Annotated in this window: 16 protein-coding genes; 7 read left to right on the plus strand and 9 right to left on the minus strand. The window is 53.5% G+C overall.

The features are described 5' to 3' along the window. The first annotated feature begins 46 nt into the window (after nucleotides 1–46). Nucleotides 47–493 (plus strand): YccF domain-containing protein, encoded by a 447-nt coding sequence (locus JGF26_RS02755; protein WP_023335159.1) that lies wholly within the window; start codon nucleotides 47–49, stop codon nucleotides 491–493. A gap of 19 nt (nucleotides 494–512) precedes the next feature. Then, a complete protein-coding gene (yccS, locus tag JGF26_RS02760) occupies nucleotides 513–2,675 on the plus strand; it encodes a YccS family putative transporter (RefSeq protein ID WP_028019210.1) in 2,163 nt (720 codons plus the stop codon). Here the strand turns inward: yccS and JGF26_RS02765 are convergent. Beyond that, nucleotides 2,632–3,258: a TfoX/Sxy family DNA transformation protein gene (locus JGF26_RS02765; protein ID WP_134707403.1), complete on the minus strand. Its 627-nt coding sequence runs from the start codon at nucleotides 3,256–3,258 to the stop codon at nucleotides 2,632–2,634. The genes yccS and JGF26_RS02765 overlap by 44 nt on opposite strands. A 216-nt stretch (nucleotides 3,259–3,474) precedes the next feature. Between JGF26_RS02765 and sulA the strand changes: the two genes are divergently transcribed. Both sulA and ompA read left to right on the plus strand, forming a co-directional pair. Then, nucleotides 3,475–3,984 (plus strand): SOS-induced cell division inhibitor SulA, encoded by a 510-nt coding sequence (gene sulA, locus JGF26_RS02770; protein ID WP_128348152.1) that lies wholly within the window; start codon nucleotides 3,475–3,477, stop codon nucleotides 3,982–3,984. Between the two features lie 354 nt (nucleotides 3,985–4,338). Continuing rightward, nucleotides 4,339–5,394 (plus strand): porin OmpA, encoded by a 1,056-nt coding sequence (gene ompA, locus JGF26_RS02775; RefSeq protein WP_108090330.1) that lies wholly within the window; start codon nucleotides 4,339–4,341, stop codon nucleotides 5,392–5,394. Between the two features lie 63 nt (nucleotides 5,395–5,457). Here the strand turns inward: ompA and matP are convergent, their stop codons facing one another. Continuing rightward, nucleotides 5,458–5,910 (minus strand): macrodomain Ter protein MatP, encoded by a 453-nt coding sequence (matP, locus tag JGF26_RS02780; RefSeq protein ID WP_008499929.1) that lies wholly within the window; start codon nucleotides 5,908–5,910, stop codon nucleotides 5,458–5,460. A gap of 185 nt (nucleotides 5,911–6,095) precedes the next feature. Between matP and JGF26_RS02785 the strand changes: the two genes are divergently transcribed. Further along, nucleotides 6,096–7,856: a Lon protease family protein gene (locus JGF26_RS02785; protein ID WP_134707402.1), complete on the plus strand. Its 1,761-nt coding sequence runs from the start codon at nucleotides 6,096–6,098 to the stop codon at nucleotides 7,854–7,856. A 68-nt stretch (nucleotides 7,857–7,924) separates the two neighbouring features. Next, nucleotides 7,925–8,443 (plus strand): 3-hydroxyacyl-[acyl-carrier-protein] dehydratase FabA, encoded by a 519-nt coding sequence (fabA, locus tag JGF26_RS02790; protein ID WP_008499931.1) that lies wholly within the window; start codon nucleotides 7,925–7,927, stop codon nucleotides 8,441–8,443. Nucleotides 8,444–8,514: 71 nt separating this feature from the next. On the opposite strand, the gene rmf is transcribed toward fabA, so the two are convergent. The 6 genes from rmf to rlmKL form a co-directional block, all read right to left on the minus strand. Beyond that, the gene (gene rmf / locus JGF26_RS02795; protein WP_013097261.1) at nucleotides 8,515–8,682 is read right to left on the minus strand and encodes a ribosome modulation factor; all 168 of its coding nucleotides are present in this window, start codon (nucleotides 8,680–8,682) and stop codon (nucleotides 8,515–8,517) included. Nucleotides 8,683–8,937: 255 nt separating this feature from the next. Further along, on the minus strand, nucleotides 8,938–9,504 hold the full coding sequence (pqiC, locus tag JGF26_RS02800; RefSeq protein WP_028019216.1) for a membrane integrity-associated transporter subunit PqiC: 567 nt from the start codon (nucleotides 9,502–9,504) through the stop codon (nucleotides 8,938–8,940). Next, nucleotides 9,501–11,141, minus strand: coding sequence for an intermembrane transport protein PqiB (gene pqiB, locus JGF26_RS02805; protein ID WP_028019217.1), 1,641 nt, complete (start codon nucleotides 11,139–11,141; stop codon nucleotides 9,501–9,503). Before pqiB ends, pqiC begins: the two co-directional genes overlap by 4 nt. Nucleotides 11,142–11,145: 4 nt before the next feature. Next, nucleotides 11,146–12,399 (minus strand): membrane integrity-associated transporter subunit PqiA, encoded by a 1,254-nt coding sequence (gene pqiA / locus JGF26_RS02810; protein ID WP_028019218.1) that lies wholly within the window; start codon nucleotides 12,397–12,399, stop codon nucleotides 11,146–11,148. A 13-nt stretch (nucleotides 12,400–12,412) separates the two neighbouring features. After that, a complete protein-coding gene (locus JGF26_RS02815) occupies nucleotides 12,413–14,320 on the minus strand; it encodes an ABC transporter ATP-binding protein (protein ID WP_028019219.1) in 1,908 nt (635 codons plus the stop codon). A 12-nt stretch (nucleotides 14,321–14,332) separates the two neighbouring features. After that, on the minus strand, nucleotides 14,333–16,441 hold the full coding sequence (gene rlmKL, locus JGF26_RS02820) for a bifunctional 23S rRNA (guanine(2069)-N(7))-methyltransferase RlmK/23S rRNA (guanine(2445)-N(2))-methyltransferase RlmL (RefSeq protein ID WP_134707401.1): 2,109 nt from the start codon (nucleotides 16,439–16,441) through the stop codon (nucleotides 14,333–14,335). Nucleotides 16,442–16,539: 98 nt separating this feature from the next. Here rlmKL and JGF26_RS02825 point away from each other — a divergent pair, with 98 nt between their 5' ends. Further along, nucleotides 16,540–17,649: a YcbX family protein gene (locus tag JGF26_RS02825; RefSeq protein WP_134707400.1), complete on the plus strand. Its 1,110-nt coding sequence runs from the start codon at nucleotides 16,540–16,542 to the stop codon at nucleotides 17,647–17,649. On the opposite strand, the gene zapC is transcribed toward JGF26_RS02825, so the two are convergent. After that, nucleotides 17,646–18,188, minus strand: coding sequence for a cell division protein ZapC (gene zapC / locus JGF26_RS02830; protein WP_028019222.1), 543 nt, complete (start codon nucleotides 18,186–18,188; stop codon nucleotides 17,646–17,648). The two genes, JGF26_RS02825 and zapC, sit on opposite strands and share 4 nt — an antisense overlap. Nucleotides 18,189–18,204: the final 16 nt, after the last annotated feature.

The raw sequence follows: 18,204 nt of genomic DNA on the forward strand, positions 1-18,204 counted from the left end.
GTTACAATCATCAGGCGTTAATTTTATCGAAAGGAAGTGAGGATTTATGCGTACCGTTCTGAATGTGTTGAATTTTGTACTGGGGGGTTTTGCCACCACCCTTTCCTGGCTTTTTGCCACGCTGGTGAGCATCGTCCTGATTTTCACACTCCCTCTGACCCGCTCATGCTGGGAAATCACCAAACTCTCCTTCATCCCGTATGGAAATGAAGCCATCCACGTTGACGAGCTGAATCCCGAGAGCAAAAACGCGTTGATGAACACGGGCGGCACCCTGCTCAACATTCTGTGGCTGATATTCTTCGGCTGGTGGCTGTGCATCATGCATATTTTTGCGGGTATTGCCCAGTGCATCACGATTATTGGTATTCCGGTCGGGATCGCGAACTTTAAAATCGCCGCGATCGCCCTTTGGCCCGTCGGGCGCAGGGTTGTTCCGGTTGAAGTGGCTCAGGCAGCACGTGAAGCAAATGCTCGTCGTCGTTTTCAGTAAATAAGGACTGGCCGCGCTTATGCTAAGCCCACTGCTTCGCCGTTATACCTGGAACAGCACCTGGCTTTATAACGTCAGGATTTTTATCGCGCTTTGCGGCACGGTAGCTCTGCCGTGGTGGTTGAATGATGTCAAGCTCACCATTCCGCTCACGCTGGGGGTGGTTGCGGGGGCGCTGGCGGATCTGGACGATCGTCTGGCCGGACGTTTGCGTAACCTGGTGATTACGCTGGTCTGTTTTTTTATTGCGTCCGCTTCCGTTGAGTTGCTCTTTCCGTGGCCCTGGCTGTTTGCCCTGGGTCTTACGCTCTCAACCAGTGGCTTTATTTTGCTGGGCGGCCTTGGGCAGCGCTATGCCACCATCGCGTTTGGTGCATTGCTGATCGCCATTTACACCATGCTGGGCGTTTCCCTGTACGACCAGTGGTACCAGCAGCCGGTTCTGCTGTTGCTGGGCGCCATCTGGTATAACCTGCTGACGCTAACCGGTCATCTGATCTTCCCGGTACGCCCTCTGCAGGATAACCTTGCCCGCAGCTATGAACAGTTAGCTCACTATCTGGAGCTAAAATCCCGGCTTTTCGACCCGGATATCGAGGAAGAAAGCCAGGCCCCGCTCTACGATCTGGCTCTGGCAAACGGCCAACTGGTTGCCACCCTTAACCAGACCAAAGCGTCACTGCTTACCCGTCTGCGCGGCGATCGCGGCCAGCGTGGGACGCGAAGAACCTTACACTACTACTTTGCCGCCCAGGATATACATGAGCGTGCCAGCTCCTCGCATGTTCAGTATGCCGCCCTGCGAGAAAAGTTTCGCTACAGCGACGTGATGTTCCGCTTCCAGCGTCTGCTGTCCATGCAGTCCCAGGCATGCCAGCAGCTCGCGCGCTCTATTCTGCTGCGCACGCCTTATCAACATGACCCCCGTTTTGAACGTGTGTTTAGCCATCTTGATGCAGCCATTGACCGCGTTCAGGCCAGCGGAACATCACCGGAACATATTAAAGCTCTGGGATATCTGCTGAATAACCTGCGGGCGATAGATGCTCAGCTGGCGACCATTGAGTCAGAACAGGCGATGGCGCTACCCGGTAGTGATGCGGAAAATCAGCTTGCGGATGACAGCGTCCACAGTTTTAGCGATATGTGGCTGCGGCTGAGCCGCAACTTTACGCCGGAGTCGGCTCTCTTTCGCCACGCGGTGAGAATGTCGCTGGTATTGTGCGTCGGTTATGCCTTTATCCAGATAACCGGGTTGCAACATGGCTACTGGATCCTGTTGACCAGCCTGTTCGTTTGCCAGCCGAACTACAATGCCACCCGACACCGCCTTGCGCTGCGTATTCTCGGCACGCTGGTCGGTGTCGCCATTGGACTGCCGGTCCTCTATTTCGTGCCGTCCGTTGAAGGCCAACTGATCCTGATCGTGATCACCGGTGTGTTGTTCTTCGCCTTTCGCAATGTGCAGTACGCCCATGCCACCATGTTCATCACGCTGCTGGTTCTGCTCTGCTTTAACCTGCTGGGTGAAGGGTTTGAAGTCGCCCTGCCCCGCGTGATTGACACCCTGATTGGCTGTGCGATCGCCTGGGCGGCTGTCAGCTTTATCTGGCCAGACTGGCGTTTCCGTAATTTGCCGCGCGTGTTAGACCGGGCTATGAATGCCAACTGCCGGTATCTTGATGCCATCCTTGAACAGTACCATCAGGGCCGCGATAACCGTCTGGCTTACCGGATCGCACGCCGGGATGCGCACAACAGCGATGCAGAACTGGCCTCGGTTGTCTCTAACATGTCAACGGAGCCTCGTGCCACCGCAGAAATTCGTGAGACGGCATTCCGCCTGCTCTGTCTGAATCATACCTTTACCAGCTATATTTCTACGCTGGGTGCCCACCGTGAGAAACTCACCAACCCGGGTATCCTCGCCTTGCTGGATGACGCAGTCTGTTATGTCGATGACGCACTTCATCACCGGCCAGCCGATGAACCGCGTGTTCAACAGGCTCTGGATGAACTGGCTCAACGCATTGCCCATCTTGATCCAGGAAACGACAGCAAAGCGCCACTGGTTCTTCAGCAAATTGGTCTGCTTATCGCTCTGCTGCCAGAAATTTGCCGACTGCAACAGCAAATCGCTACCTGGAGGAGTGATTCTCCTGTGGCTCAGGCAGCGCATTAAACCACTCCGTCAGCTCCCGGCGTATTCCCGCCGGGAGTGCCGCTTCATGAAGTCCCTCAATGGCACCTTCCAGCGCGAAAAGCACTTTAATACTGAGTGCTTTATTTCTTGCCCGCATCTTCAGCCAGCTCGCTTTCGCACCAAGCGTCCGAAGCGTTTCTTCATCGGCAATACCCGCTTCAAAAAGCAAGACTTCAAGCTGAAACGTCAGGTTCGGGAGATCCTTAAGCCGGTTTCGTTGATGACGCTGAGAGCGTTCTTTTCTCGCCGCTCTCAGTGCGAACGAGGAGAGCTGAAGCAGCCGCTCTCTGTCCTGCCACAATCCGTCATCCACGCGATAATAGTTCAGAAGCACTGGACGCCCCCGTTTCATGAGTGTCAAAAACGAGGCGGCATTCTTTACACAGTATTTCGCACTTTCCTCACAGGCGCGGAGGTAGAGTTCTCCCTCTGACACCATGGCAAAGACTGCATCATCCACTGCCAGGGTATAGCCTCCGAACAGTGCCCGATGTTGAATGTCCCCCAGCGGAGACAGATATTCCTGGGATTTATAGATCCGTTCATAAGATATCTTTTTCATGATATTTCCTTATAAATCAAAAATTAACAACGATGTTTCTTACTAGCGGATCCGTTAGCAGGAAAATAGGCAACTTATCGCTGTTGGGCAAGATGATTTTTCAAGGGGCATCAATATTGAATGAATTTTGCGAGTCGCTTTCCGAAAATGAGGTTGATCTTTATGCATACAGGGGTTACTGTATATTCATACAGTAACTACAGGGCTGGAATGAATATGCACACTTCAGGCTATGCAAATCGCTCAACCTTTATCACTTCTACCGCTGGCAACGTAGCGCAGAACACCGTCGGCAGTGTTTCGACAGGGCTTATCAGCGAAGTGGTTTATCGTGAGGATCAGCCTCTGTTAACTCAACTACTGCTGCTGCCGTTATTACAGCAGCTTGGCCAGCAGTCTCGCTGGCAGCTTTGGCTGACGCCGCAGCAAAAACTGAGCCGGGAATGGGTTCAGTCCGCTGGCCTTCCGCTGGCAAAGGTCATGCAAATTAATCAACTTTCTCCTTGCGATACTGTTGAGTCGATGATCCGGGCTTTACGCACCGGAAATTACAGTGTAGTGATTGGATGGTTACCAGAGGAATTGACGGAAGAGGAACACTTTCGTCTGACTGAAGCGGCTGAAGAAGGGAATGCGATCGGGTTTATAATGCGCCCGGTTCGTCCAGATTCTTACCGCAGAGGACAACTTTCTGGGCTAAAAATTCACTCAAATTTGTATCATTGAGTGAAATTAGGATTTTTCCTGGAATTTTTTTCGACCACAAGATGTGCTTTTAGTTCCCGACCACAAAATTGCGGCAAGGCTTGTCTGGTGCGGTTCTCCTTAATTTTATTGCACAAAATTCGCGCGAAAAATGTTAAATAATAGGTATACGGAACTTTTTTTTTCATATGCCTGACGGACTTCACACTTGTAAGTTTTCAGCTACGTTGTAGACTTTACATCGCCAGGGGTGCTCGGCCTAAGCCGAAGATATCGGTAGATTTATATTTGACCACGCCCCCCGGTGAAGGATTTAACCGTGATTCTCTTTTGAGACTATCATGGCGAATTTTGGATGATAACGAGGCGCAAAAAATGAAAAAGACAGCTATCGCGATTGCAGTGGCACTGGCTGGCTTCGCTACCGTAGCGCAGGCCGCTCCGAAAGATAATACCTGGTATGCAGGTGGTAAACTGGGTTGGTCTCAGTTCCACGACACCGGCTGGTACAACAGCAAACTGAACAACGATGGCCCGACTCACGAGAGCCAGCTTGGTGCAGGTGCGTTCGGTGGCTATCAGGTTAACCCGTATGTTGGTTTTGAAATGGGTTACGACTGGTTAGGTCGTATGCCATACAAAGGCGACACCGTAAACGGCGCTTTCAAAGCACAGGGCGTTCAGCTGACCGCTAAACTGGGTTACCCAGTAACTGACGATCTGGACGTGTACACCCGTCTGGGCGGCATGGTATGGCGCGCTGACTCCAGCAACAACCAGACTGGCAGCGACCATGACACCGGTGTTTCCCCAGTATTCGCTGGTGGCGTTGAGTGGGCTATGACCCGTGATATCGCTACCCGTCTGGAATACCAGTGGGTTAACAACATCGGCGACGCTGGCACCGTTGGTGTTCGTCCTGACAACGGCATGCTGAGCGTAGGTGTTTCCTACCGTTTCGGCCAGCAGGAAGAAGCAGCACCAGTTGTTGCTCCAGCGCCGGCTCCAGCTCCAGAAGTACAGACCAAGCACTTCACTCTGAAGTCTGACGTTCTGTTCAACTTCAACAAGGCAACTCTGAAACCAGAAGGCCAGCAGGCACTGGATCAGCTGTACTCTCAGCTGAGCAACCTGGATCCTAAAGACGGTTCTGTAGTGGTTCTGGGCTTCACCGACCGTATCGGTTCTGACGCTTACAACCAGAAACTGTCTGAGAAACGTGCTCAGTCTGTTGTTGATTACCTGATCTCTAAAGGTATCCCAGCTAACAAGATCTCCCCACGTGGTATGGGTGAATCTAACCCAGTTACTGGCAACACCTGTGACAACGTGAAAGCTCGCGCTGCACTGATCGACTGCCTGGCTCCAGATCGTCGCGTTGAGATCGAAGTTAAAGGCATCAAAGACGTTGTAACTCAGCCAGCGGCATAAGTTATCGTCTTATAAAAAAACCCCGCAATGCGGGGTTTTTTATTATCTGAAGAAAACAAAAGTCTATTTTTTGCCCAACAATGCCTGAAGGTCATTCTTCAGCGTCGACATCTGGTTAGCGTACTTCTCTTTATGCTCCGCATCCTCAATCAACTGCACAATCGTTTCCGACAGCGTTTTACCACGCCGTTGTGCCAGCCCCGCCAGGCGCTGCCAGACCACGAACTCAAGGTCGATTGATTTTTTGCGAGTATGCTGATGCTCCGCATTAAAATGTCGTTTGCGTCGCGCGCGGATAGTTTGCTTCATTCGGTTCAACAACGCAGGATTGATGTGCTTCTCAATCCAGCCGTTAACCTGTACCGGTTCATTTTCGAGTGTCAGCAAAATATCCACGGCTTCTTGCGCAGCGCTGGCTTCGATGTAGCAGGTGATCAACTCCCCTTCACGGTGCTTTTTGACCAGGTACTTCCATTTCCAGCCGCTTTCGAGATTTTCCAGTTGTTGATATTTCATTGCGATCTCAGTGTTACCACGTAACTCTGTTCAGAATATCAGTTTTTTAGCAATCTGCTGAAAAGAAATCATATATGTGAGTGAATGCAGGCAATCCCCCTGTCGAAATCCCCAATCCTGCTTGGGTAGTCCCCCTCGCTTACGGTATACTCCACGCTTTTACATCTGACTAAAAAACATCAACTTTGACCATTACGAAACTTGCATGGCGTGACCTTGTTCCGGATACCGAGAGCTATCAGGAACTGTTTGCACAGCCAGATCTCGCAAAAGAACACGAATTCATCCTTAGCGATACGCAACCACGTTTGCATTATGCGCTGGAGCAGGTGTTAAGCCCATGGGCAACGGCGCCTTTCATGTTGCTTAAAGCCCCGGAAGAAGCGGAGTACCTGACGCTTGTCGGGGACGCCATGCGCCAGTTGCAGCCGGAAACGAATGCCCTCTTTGGCGGCGAATATCGTATCGCGGGACATGATGTCACTTTCGAACCGGCAGTTCAGACGGATGGCCGTTTTGCCGCTAAAGGCGAAGTGATTACCGCTAACTGGGTCGAGGCGGAACAACTCTTTGGTTGTCTGCGCCAGTTTAATGGTGAACTTTCGCTGCAACCGGGGTTGGTGCATCGCGCCAATGGCGGTGTACTTATCATCTCACTGCGTACCCTACTCTCGCAGCCGCTGTTGTGGATGCGTCTGAAAACGATTGTGAACCAGCAACGTTTTGACTGGGTCGGCTACGATGAGTCCCGTCCTCTGCCTGTCTCTGTTCCCTCTATGCCTCTGTCGTTGACCGTCGTGCTGACGGGTGACCGCGAATCTCTGGCAGACTTCCAGGAGATGGAACCGGAACTGGCTGAGCAGGCGGTCTACAGCGAGTACGAAGACAACATCCAGATTGCCGATGCCGACGATATGGCGCAGTGGTGCCAGTGGGTAATGGCTGTAGCTGAACGCTTTTCGCTGCCAACACCTGCGGCTGACGCGTGGCCAGGCTTGATTCGCGAAGCGGTGCGCTATACCGGTGACCAGGAAACGCTGCCCCTCTGTCCGCTCTGGATCGGCAAACAGCTGCGTGAAGTGGGGGTGATCAGCGGTAACGGTGCGTTCACCGGAGAACAGCTCACACAGATGCTGGCTCAGCGTGAGTGGCGAGAAGGCTATCTTGCTGACCGTATGCAGGATGAAATTCTGCTGGAACAAATTCTGGTCGAGACAGAAGGCGAACGCGTCGGACAGATTAACGCCCTGTCGGTGATTGAATTTCCGGGCCATCCTCGCGCAATCGGCGAACCGTCCCGTATCAGCTGCGTTGTCCATATTGGCGATGGTGAGTTCACCGATATCGAACGGAAAGCCGAGCTGGGCGGAAACATTCACGCGAAAGGCATGATGATCATGCAGGCGTTTTTGATGTCAGAGCTGCAGCTCGAGCAACAGATCCCCTTCTCCGCCTCGCTGACGTTTGAGCAGTCCTACAGCGAAGTCGATGGTGATAGCGCCTCTATGGCAGAACTGTGCGCCCTAATCAGCGCCCTGGCCGAAGTGCCCATCAATCAGAACATCGCGATCACCGGCTCGGTGGACCAATTCGGTCGTGCCCAGCCAGTGGGAGGCCTCAATGAAAAAATTGAAGGCTTCTTCTCTATCTGTCAGCAGCGCGGTTTAAATGGCAAACAGGGTGTGATTATTCCTGCTCCCAATGCACGCCATTTGAGCCTCAGTCAGGATATTCTGGATGCGGTGGAGCAAGAGCAATTCGCCATCTGGGCCATCGAAGGGATTGAGGATGCACTACCCTTACTGACAAACCTGATATGGGATGGCGAAGGGCAAACCACCCTGATGCAGACTATTCAGGAGCGTATTGCTCAGGCGACACAGCAGGATGCTCGTCATCGTTATCCATGGCCGTTACGCTGGTTAGGCTGGTTTGGTTCGAACTGATCGGACTTGTTCAGCGTACACGTGTTAGCTATCCTGCGTCCTTCACTAAAATAAGGCTTACTGAGAACATGGTAGATAAACGCGAATCCTATACAAAAGAAGATCTTCTTGCCTCTGGTCGCGGTGAACTGTTTGGTGCGAAAGGCCCACAGTTACCGGCCCCGAACATGCTGATGATGGACCGTGTCGTGAAAATGACCGAAACCGGCGGCAACTTCGATAAGGGTTACGTAGAAGCAGAACTCGATATCAACCCGGATCTGTGGTTCTTCGGTTGCCACTTTATTGGCGATCCGGTAATGCCTGGCTGTCTGGGCCTGGATGCAATGTGGCAGCTGGTTGGCTTCTATCTGGGCTGGCTGGGTGGCGAAGGTAAAGGCCGTGCACTGGGTGTTGGCGAAGTGAAATTCACCGGTCAGGTTCTGCCTACTGCGAAGAAAGTGACCTATCGTATTCACTTCAAACGCATTGTTAACCGTCGCCTGATTATGGGCCTGGCGGATGGCGAAGTGCTGGTCGATGGTCGCCTGATCTATAGCGCGAGCGACCTGAAGGTGGGTCTGTTCCAGGACACTTCCGCGTTCTGATATTGCATTTCGCAATCTCAAAAAGGCGAAACCTCCGCATTGCGGAGGTTTCTTTTTTTAAAGAGACGTTATCAGGCTATGAGTGCCCTGTCGCCGATGGCTTCTCGCCAGCCTCCAAGCCATTGTGACCTTTGGTTTATCGTCTGATAAGGACACATTTCTTTAGAACGTCCAGCGATGCCGGCCTGATAACCACGTTGATGAGCCCGTTCCAGGCGATCTCGTTTCTGTCTCTTCATGCCTCGTTTCCCTCATTCTTTTGTCTGGTGGAAAGAAAACAGTGTCTGCACAAATGCACAGGCACAGATAACGAATACCCCGAATTAGTCGCAGCGTCAATGTTCAAAATTCATACGGGTGTCATATTTGTGAGCTAGCTGGAAGATCATTTGTACAAAAATTGTGACCCGGCACAAGTAACAACCTGAAGTGAAAACGAAAAAAAAACCGCAATCAGTGGCAGACCGATTGCGGTTTTTGACGATGAATTTTACTTATGGCAGCCGGGAAATTTCCCTGGCGATACTGGCCGACTCCTGTGCCCAACCCTGAGCCAGGACTTTCACCATTTCGTCATAGCCATCTTTCTGCTGCTTCAGCTCCAGATGGAAAGGACGCTTAATCAGCTGCCCCTGATGATTCAGCAGCCACTCACCGCTGATCACCACCGCACCGTCATAACGGCCGTGGAAGCCTGTTACGGTGACGTTCAGCGTATCTTGATCGTTACCCAGCGGCTGCGAAGCGACAACCCAGCCCGGAAGCTGGCTGCCCAGATTGGCCACCAGCGTGTTGCGCAGTTGCTGATCCAGCGGGCTGGCCCACAGGTTGTTTGTCGCAATCACGTATTTCACATCGCTGGTCTGATAGACCACACCGTTACCTGCCAGATAATCTGGCACGGCAACCTGCTCAACCCAGAGCTGACGATTTCCCTGGCTGGCCGTACTTTGCCCGCTATTCTGCGTACTAACAGGCAACTGGTAGTAGCTTTTATTCTCTACACCTGAACTGCACGCCGTTAATAGCAGAGCGCCAACCATCAATAGCCACTTATTCATTCTTTTGCCCTCTTAGGCTCAGGATCCTTTTTATCTTTCGCTTCGAACACCAGCGCGTTGCTCTTCTCGTTGAGCGTCTTCAGAACAGGCTGCAGTTCACGTAAGACCTGATCAAGGCGCTGCATATCTGCCACCATCTTGTTATAGGCCGCTGAACCCGGCTGGAAGCCCTGCATACTGCGGTTCAGCTCACGCAACGTTTTCTGCATATCCTGCGGCAGTTGCTGCATGCTCTGGCTCGCTGTGATCTTGTTGATGTTATCCAGCGTGGTTTGCAGACGGCGCATCGTTGCCTGGCTCTCGCTCAGAGAGTTTGTCGCGGCTTCAATCATCGGATTCAGTGGCAGATTGTTAATCTTATCCAGCGTTTCCATCAGGCGCTGCTGGATCTGCGCCAGGCCGCTGCTCACCGTTGGGATAATCTTGTAGCCACCGAATTCACGGATACCGGTAATCGGCGGAGCTTTCGGGTAGAAGTCCATATCCACATACAGAGCACCTGTCACCAGGTTACCGGTTTTCAGCGACCCGCGCAGACCGCGTTCCATCAGTTGAGAGATATGCGTGCCAATATCCTGATTTTCGCCAATCTGATTGACCAGACGCTCTGGCTCAATGCGGATCAGCACCGGGATGCGGTAATCATCATCCAGCACCTGCTGAAGTCCCGGAACGAAGAACGGAACCTGCCCAACCGTACCAAGACGGATGCCGCGAAACTCAACCGGTGCCCCCGGCTGCAGGCCACGAACGGAGTCTTTAAAGAACATCAGGAAGTCAACATGATCGGTATAGAGCGCATCCTGAATGCTTTTTTGATCGTCAAAGAGACGGAAAGCGGTGTTCTCTGCAACTGGCTGCCCCAAATCCAGGCCTTCCGGCACGTCAAAACTCACGCCGCCACCAAACAGGGTGGTCAGCGAGCCCATTTCAACGCGCATGCCTGCCGATGTCAGATCCACCGCGATCCCACTGTCTTTCCAGAAACGGACGTTGCTGGTGACCAGTCGATCGTTTGGTGCATTGATGAAGAGTTGATAGCTGATCGCGCGTTTCTGCGGATCAAACGTGCTTTTCTCAACCGAGCCGACGCGGTAGCCACGGAACAGGACCGGATCACCCGCCGTGAGCTGACCTGCTTTTTTGCTGTCGAGGATCACGCGGATACCCTTGGCATCAGGCGGTGCAAGCGGCGGTGAATCCAGAAGCTGGTATTTGGCTGGCGGGTTACCCTTAGCGCCAGGTTGCAGCTCAATGTAGGCGCCCGAAAGCAGCGTCCCTAAGCCACTGATCCCCTCACGTCCCACCTGAGGCTTAACCACCCAGAACACGGAATCGCCATGCAGCAGTTTTTCCATGCCAGCATTGAGGCGCGCCTTGATTTCTACATGCGTTAAATCATCGGTCAGGGTTGCGCTTTCAACCACACCCACATCCACGCTGCGGCTCTTGATGGTCGTTTTACCGCCCTCAATCCCCTCGGCATTGGTGGTAATCAGCGTCACTTCCGGCCCCTGATGGCTGTAGTGATAAAACAGGATCCATGCCCCGATCAGCGCCGTCACGATGGGGAAAATCCACACCGGTGACCAGTTCTTGACCTTCTGCACTTTCGCCTCTCCACTCTTATTTTCCATGCTCTTACTCTTCCTCATGGCTTGATTCAGGCTCACGATCCCACGATAAACGAGGGTCGAAGGTCATGGCCGCAAACATAGTCATAATCACGACCAGTGCAAACATTAATGCCCCCATCGCGGGATAAATACTCATCAATCCGCCCATCCGCACCAGTGCAGAGAGAACGGCAATAACAAACACGTCAATCATTGACCAGCGTCCGACAAACTCGACCACTTCATAAATCAGGTGCATGCGTTCGCTGTCGCGTTTACCGTGACCTTTCGCATCCCAACAGAGCCAGGCGATCGCGATCATTTTCAGGGTTGGCACCATAATACTGGCGATAAAGATCACACCGGCAACCGGATACGAACCTTCACCCCACAGCAATATCACCCCGGCCAGGATCGTCGAGGGCATTTTGTCGCCCAGCAGATCGGTGATCATAATCGGCAAGATATTGGCTGGCAGATACAGCATGACAGAGGTCACCAGTAGTGCCATCGTCCACTGCAGGCTGTTTTTACGCCGTACGTGCCCTTTGGTTTCGCAGCGCGGACAAACGTCGAGATCGGCGGGCAGCACGGCGGTACAGCACGGACACGAGCGTAGCCCCTGACGAATACCGGGCACCCCGACCTTCACCGTCTGCGCAAGCGTCGGCGCTGGCGCGATATCGTCCCACGCCCAGCGCCTGTCCACACACTGGAAGGCGCGCAGCTGCAGGACGCAGTACAGACACCAGGGGATAAAGCTGCTGCCAATCCCCACGTCGCCATACGCCATCAGCTTCACGAAACTGACCAGAATCCCCGCCAGAAAGATCTCGGCCATTCCCCAGCTTTTAAGCTGAAAAAGGATACGCGCGAGTTTGATTTTCAGTGACGACGGCATCCTGACACGGTTCACCAGCAGCAGGATAACGACCAGGCAAAAAGCCGGGACTATCTGGACGAAGAGCAGAAAAAAGGTGCCGAGGCTGGCGTAATCTTCTGAGAACATCACGCCCGGGATTTCGAGCAAATCGACCTGGCTGGTAATTCCGCCCACCTTCATATAGATGAACGGGAAGAGATTGGAGAGCAGCAGCATGAATAATGCTGCCAGAGCGTAAGCAGTGGGACGCTGCCGCGGTGCGTCCCACTCGGTTGTCAACGTTGCGCCGCAACGTGGACACAGCGCTTTATGTCCGTGACCAAGCTCTGGCAACGCCACGAGCATGTCGCATTGCGAGCATAATATATGCCTGTCGGCATGGTGCTGGTCACACATATGTTATCCCTGTTTATGCGCCGTTTTTCAGAGACTCAAGGTACTCCCAGCGCTCAAATGCTTCTTCCAGGGCCTTTTCAGCCGCGGACAGTTCAGCCAGTATTTTCTGAGTATAGTCGTGCGATTGGGTAAAGAATGTCGCATCAGCAACCTGAGCTTGTAGATCTTCAAGCGTGGCCTCCAGCTCTTCCAGACGCTGAGGTAGCCCCTCCAGTTCGCGCTGCAGGTTATAGCTTAGTTTAGCCGAGCTTTTCTTGACAGTTTCTGCTTTTGTTACAGCAGGTTCAGAACTTATTTTGGACTTTGACTGTTTCTGCGCCAGAGACTGCGACTGCTGCCCTTTTGCATCGTGATAACCGCCGACATACTGACCAATTCGCCCTTCACCTTCGAAGATCCAGCACTCGGTCACGGTGTTATCCACGAATTGACGATCGTGGCTAACCAGCATCACCGTCCCCTGATAACCGTCGATCAGTTCCTCCAGCAATTCCAGGGTTTCGACATCCAGGTCGTTCGTAGGTTCATCGAGAATCAACAGGTTACTTGGCTTCAGGAACAGACGTGCCAGCAGAAGACGATTGCGCTCACCGCCTGACAGCGCGCGTACCGGCGTCATCGCACGTTTCGGATGGAACAGGAAGTCCTGCAGGTAGCCCAGCACATGGCGCGGCTTGCCGTTTACCATCACCTCTTGCTTACCTTCAGCGAGGTTATCCATCACCGTTCTGTCCGGATCCAGCTCTGCGCGGTGCTGATCGAAGTAGGCCACTTCAAGCTTGGTGCCGCAGTGGATACGACCGCTGTCAGCCTGCAATTGACCCAGCATCAGTTTCAACAGCGTGGTTTTGCCGCAACCGTTCGGACCAATCAGTGCAATTTTGTCCCCACGCTGAACCTGTGCCGAGAAGTCTTTCACCAGCACTTTACCGTCGACCTGATAGTTAACGTTTTCCATTTCGAAGACAATCTTGCCGGAACGGGACGCCTCTTCCACCTGCATTTTGGCGCTGCCCATCACTTCTCGGCGCTCGCTACGCTCACGGCGCATCGCCTTCAGCGCACGAACGCGACCTTCGTTACGTGTACGACGGGCTTTGATGCCCTGACGGATCCAGACTTCTTCCTGTGCCAGCTTGCGGTCGAACTCCGCATTCTGCAGCTCTTCCACGCGCAGGTTTTCTTCTTTTTCCAGCAGATAGGTATCGTAATCGCCAGGATAGGTCACCAGCTTACCGCGATCGAGATCGACAATGCGCGTCGCCATATTGCGAATAAACGAACGGTCGTGAGAGATAAAGATGATGGTGCCGCTGAAGGTTTTCAGGAACCCTTCCAGCCAGTCAATCGCTTCGATATCCAGGTGGTTCGTCGGTTCGTCCAGCAGCAGCACCTTCGGTCCGCTGACCAGCGCACGACCCAGTGCCGCTTTACGCAGCCAGCCGCCGGAGAGCGCTGACAGCTCCATATCGGCTTCCAGACCGAGCTGTGCCAGCACTTCATTAATACGGTTTTCCAGCTGCCACAGACCGTGGTGATCGAGCATCTCCTGCACTTTCGCCAGTTCGTTGAGATTCTTATCGCTCGGGTCAGTCATCACCAGATGTGAAATCTCGTGATAACGCTTCAGGTATTCAGCCTGCTCAGAAATACCTTCAGCCACGAAATCGTAAACGCTGCCGGTCACATGACGCGGCGGGTCCTGCTGCAGGCGAGAAACGATAAGATCCTGCTCGTAAACAATACGCCCGTCATCCAGACCCTGTTCACGGTTGAGGATTTTCATCAACGTGGATTTGCCCGCGCCATTACGGCCCACCAGACAGACACGCTCGTTATCTTCGATGTGCAGTTCTGCATTATCGAGAAGCGGTGAGTCGCTGAAAGAGAGCCACGCGCCGTGCATACTAATTAAAGACATTTATTTTTCCTTTCAGGCCGCGGTAATCAACCAGCAGTTATGGATTTGACGGTTACGGGCGAAATCCTGAGACAGCGTTTTTTGGCTGATTTCTTGTGCTTTTAGCCCCAGGGCTGCTAAGCCGTCATGATCCATACGGAAGCCGCGTTTGTTGTTCGAGAACATAATCGTGCCGCCTTTACGCAGGAGGCGCTTCAGGTCGGTCATCAGGCGCAGGTGATCGCGCTGCACATCAAAGCTATCTTCCATACGCTTGGAGTTGGAGAAAGTCGGCGGATCGATAAAGATCAGATCGAACTGCTCGTCGGTATCACGCAGCCAACCCAGCACGTCGGCCTGCATCAGGCGATGCTGACGCCCAGTTAAACCGTTAAGGCGCAGGTTGCGCTCCGCCCACTCCAGATAGGTGCGGGACATATCCACCGTGGTCGTGCTCCGCGCGCCGCCCAGACCCGCATGCACGCTGGCGCTGCCGGTATAGGAGAACAGGTTGAGGAAATCTTTGCCCTTGCTCATCTGTCCGAGCATGCGGCGGGCGATACGGTGGTCAAGGAACAGACCGGTATCAAGGTAGTCAGTCAGGTTAACCCACAGACGAGCGTTGTACTCGCCCACTTCAATGAAGTCGCCCTTTTCACCCATTTTCTGATACTGGTTTTTGCCTTTCTGACGTTCGCGGGTTTTCAGCACCAGCTTGTTTGGCGCAATACCCAGCACGGCGATGGTTGCCGCAATGACGTCCAGCATACGCTGACGCGCTTTTTGCGCATCAATGGTTTTCGGTGGCGCGTATTCCTGAATCACCACCCAGTCCGCATAGCGGTCTACCGCCACGTTGTATTCCGGCAGATCGGCATCGTACAGGCGGTAGCATTCAATACCTTCCTGCTTCGCCCATTTCTCGAATTTCTTCAGATTCTTGCGCAGACGGTTGGCGTAATCTTCCGCCACGCCCGACGGTTTGCTGTCCGCCGCTTTCTCAGCCAGATGGTAGTTCTTCTGCACGCAGTCCAGCGGGCCGTTTTTCGCCTTAAACTGGCGATCGGCACGCAGCTGCAGGCAACTCAGCAATTCAGGTGAAGCACTGAACAGGGAGAGATTCCAGCCGCCAAAGTAATCTTTCATATTGCGGCCCAACAGGCTGTGCAGGGCAATCAGCGCCGGTTCGCTGTCCAGACGCTCACCGTATGGCGGGTTACTGATAACGGTACCGTACGGACCTTTTGGCAACGGGTTGGTCAGGTTCGCCACGTCTTTCACCTCGAAGGTGACCAGCTCGCCGATACCGGCGCGACGGGCGTTGCTGCGGGCACGTTCAATGACGCGCGGGTCGCTGTCCGAACCATAGAAATGGGAGGTATATTCCGCCAGGCCCTTACGCGCACGGGTCTGCGCATCATCTTTGACCTCTTTCCACAGTGCTTCATCGTGCTGTGCCCAGCCCTTGAAGCCCCAGTGACCACGGTGCAGGCCCGGGGCACGGTCGGTGGCCAGCATGGCAGCTTCAATCAGCAATGTACCAGAACCACACATCGGGTCCAGCAGCGGGGTACCCGGCAGCCAGCCAGAGCGCATCACAATGGCTGCGGCAAGGGTTTCTTTGATTGGTGCCATACCGGTACGATCGCGGTAGCCGCGCAGGTGGAGGCCTGCGCCGCTCAGATCCAGAGAGATGCTAGCGGTGTCGCCGTTCAGCCAGACGTTAATACGCAGATCCGGATTTTCGCGATCGACGTTTGGACGTTCCTTATTTTTACGGGTGAAGCAGTCAACAATGGCGTCTTTAACGCGCAGGGCACCGTACTGGCTGTTGCGGATCTCATCATTCACGCCGTTGAAATGCACCGCAAAGGTGGCATTCGGAGTGAAGATCTCTGTCCAGTCGATCATCTGTACGCCGGTATAGAGGTCAAGGTCGCTATAGACCTTGCACTCTTTCATCGGCAGCATGATGCGCGACGCCAGACGGCTCCACATCAGGCTCTGGTAAATAAGCCGCGTGTCGCCCTCAAAATGGACACCACCCTGAACTACCTGGCACTCTTGCGCACCCAGGGCTTCCAGTTCAGTTTTTAACAGCTCTTCCAGCCCACGGGCCGTACTGGCAAACAGAGAATTCATATCGTCACTTTTACTCTTAGAAAATTGTCGCGCATTATAGCTAATATGGCGTGTATGTCATAAAGTTGAAGGCTTATTTTCATTCGAGGGAGTGTGCAGTGGCGACGTTATCCAGGCTTTTTATTCATCCGGTGAAATCCATGCGCGGCATCGGCATTTCTCACGCACTTGCCGACATGAGCGGATTTGCCTTCGATCGTATCTTTATGATCACCGAGCCTGACGGTACGTTCATTACTGCACGCCAGTTCCCGCAGATGGTTCGCTTTATCCCTTCCCCCCTTCATGACGGTTTGCATCTTACCGCGCCGGATGGTTCCAGCGTGGTGATCCGCTTTGCTGATTTTGCGCCTGTGGATGCGCCAACAGAAGTGTGGGGCAATCATTTTACCGCGCGTATTGCCACTGACGAGATTAACCGCTGGCTTAGCGGCTTCTTCTCGCGCGATGTGCAGTTACGTTGGGTAGGCCCGTCGCTGACGCGCCGCGTGAAGCGTCATGACGCAGTTCCGCTCTCATTTGCGGATGGGTTTCCTTTCCTGCTGACCAGTGAAGCCTCCCTGCGCGACCTGCAGCACCGTTGTAAAGCCAGCGTTCAGATGGAGCAGTTTCGCCCCAATCTGGTGGTAACCGGTACAAAAGCCTGGGAAGAAGACACCTGGAAAGTGATTCGCATCGGCAGTGTGATTTTCGATGTCGCGAAGCCATGCAGTCGCTGTATCTTCACCACCGTAAGCCCTGAGAAAGGCCAGAAGCACCCTTCCGGTGAGCCGCTGAAAACCCTGCAATCCTTCCGCACTGCACAGGACAATGGCGACGTGGATTTTGGCCTGAACCTGATCCCACGTTCCAGCGGCGTGATCCGTGTCGGTGACGAGGTAGAAATTCTTGCCCGTGGACCCGCAAGAGTTTATGGCTCCGGTCAGGAAGACGAGTTTGTCGAGGTCGAGACGCAGGTCAGTTCATCAGTGGATATTCACTGGCAGGGCAACATCATCCGGGGAAATAATCAGCAGGTTTTACTTGAACAGCTGGAGCAAGCAGGGATCCGCATACCGTATTCCTGCCGCGCGGGGATCTGTGGCTGCTGTCGAATCAAGCTGGTTGAGGGTGAAGTCAGTGCGCTGAAAAAATCCGCAATAGCCGACGACGGGACAATTCTGTGCTGTAGCTGCATCCCGACAACTTCAGTACAACTGGAAGCTTAAACAGCTTGTTCCAGGCTGAAAGAATCCACCCGAAGTTGGGGTTTCAGCCTGTCGTTCATGACCTTGATGGCATCCCCAAGTTGCATCGTCCGCCCGGCAATTGTCACGCCGGGCTGAGCCAGCAAACAGAGCGCGGCATTTTCGCCCGGCTCAACCACCAGCAGACTCACCTCTTCGGCGCTATCACTCAGGTTGACGCTGGCCGCGTCGCCCGTCGCCGGTGTCCAGCTCATGCCATGCGGCAGGAAATGCCAGCTTTTTGGCATTTGTGGTTTCAGGAAACGGATAGCCACCAGCGCATTTAATACCAGTTCGGCACGCTGCTCTTTAGAGAGCACCAGATCGCGACATTTTTCTTCAAAGGAGAAATAAAGCGCAGCATCGTCAACACAGAATCCTGACGGAGAAAAAGCGTCCGGGGTTAACATTCGGCGGGCAAAACGAGAACGAAACAACATACCATTGGCTAAATCGAGCATCATACGGTCATGCTCGTCGCAAAAATACCAGCGCCAGTTATCGTCAGGTTTAATTCGCATGTTTCTCTCCCGTCCC

This window comes from Enterobacter sp. E1, assembly GCF_016809815.1.
Lineage (GTDB): Bacteria > Pseudomonadota > Gammaproteobacteria > Enterobacterales > Enterobacteriaceae > Enterobacter > Enterobacter adelaidei.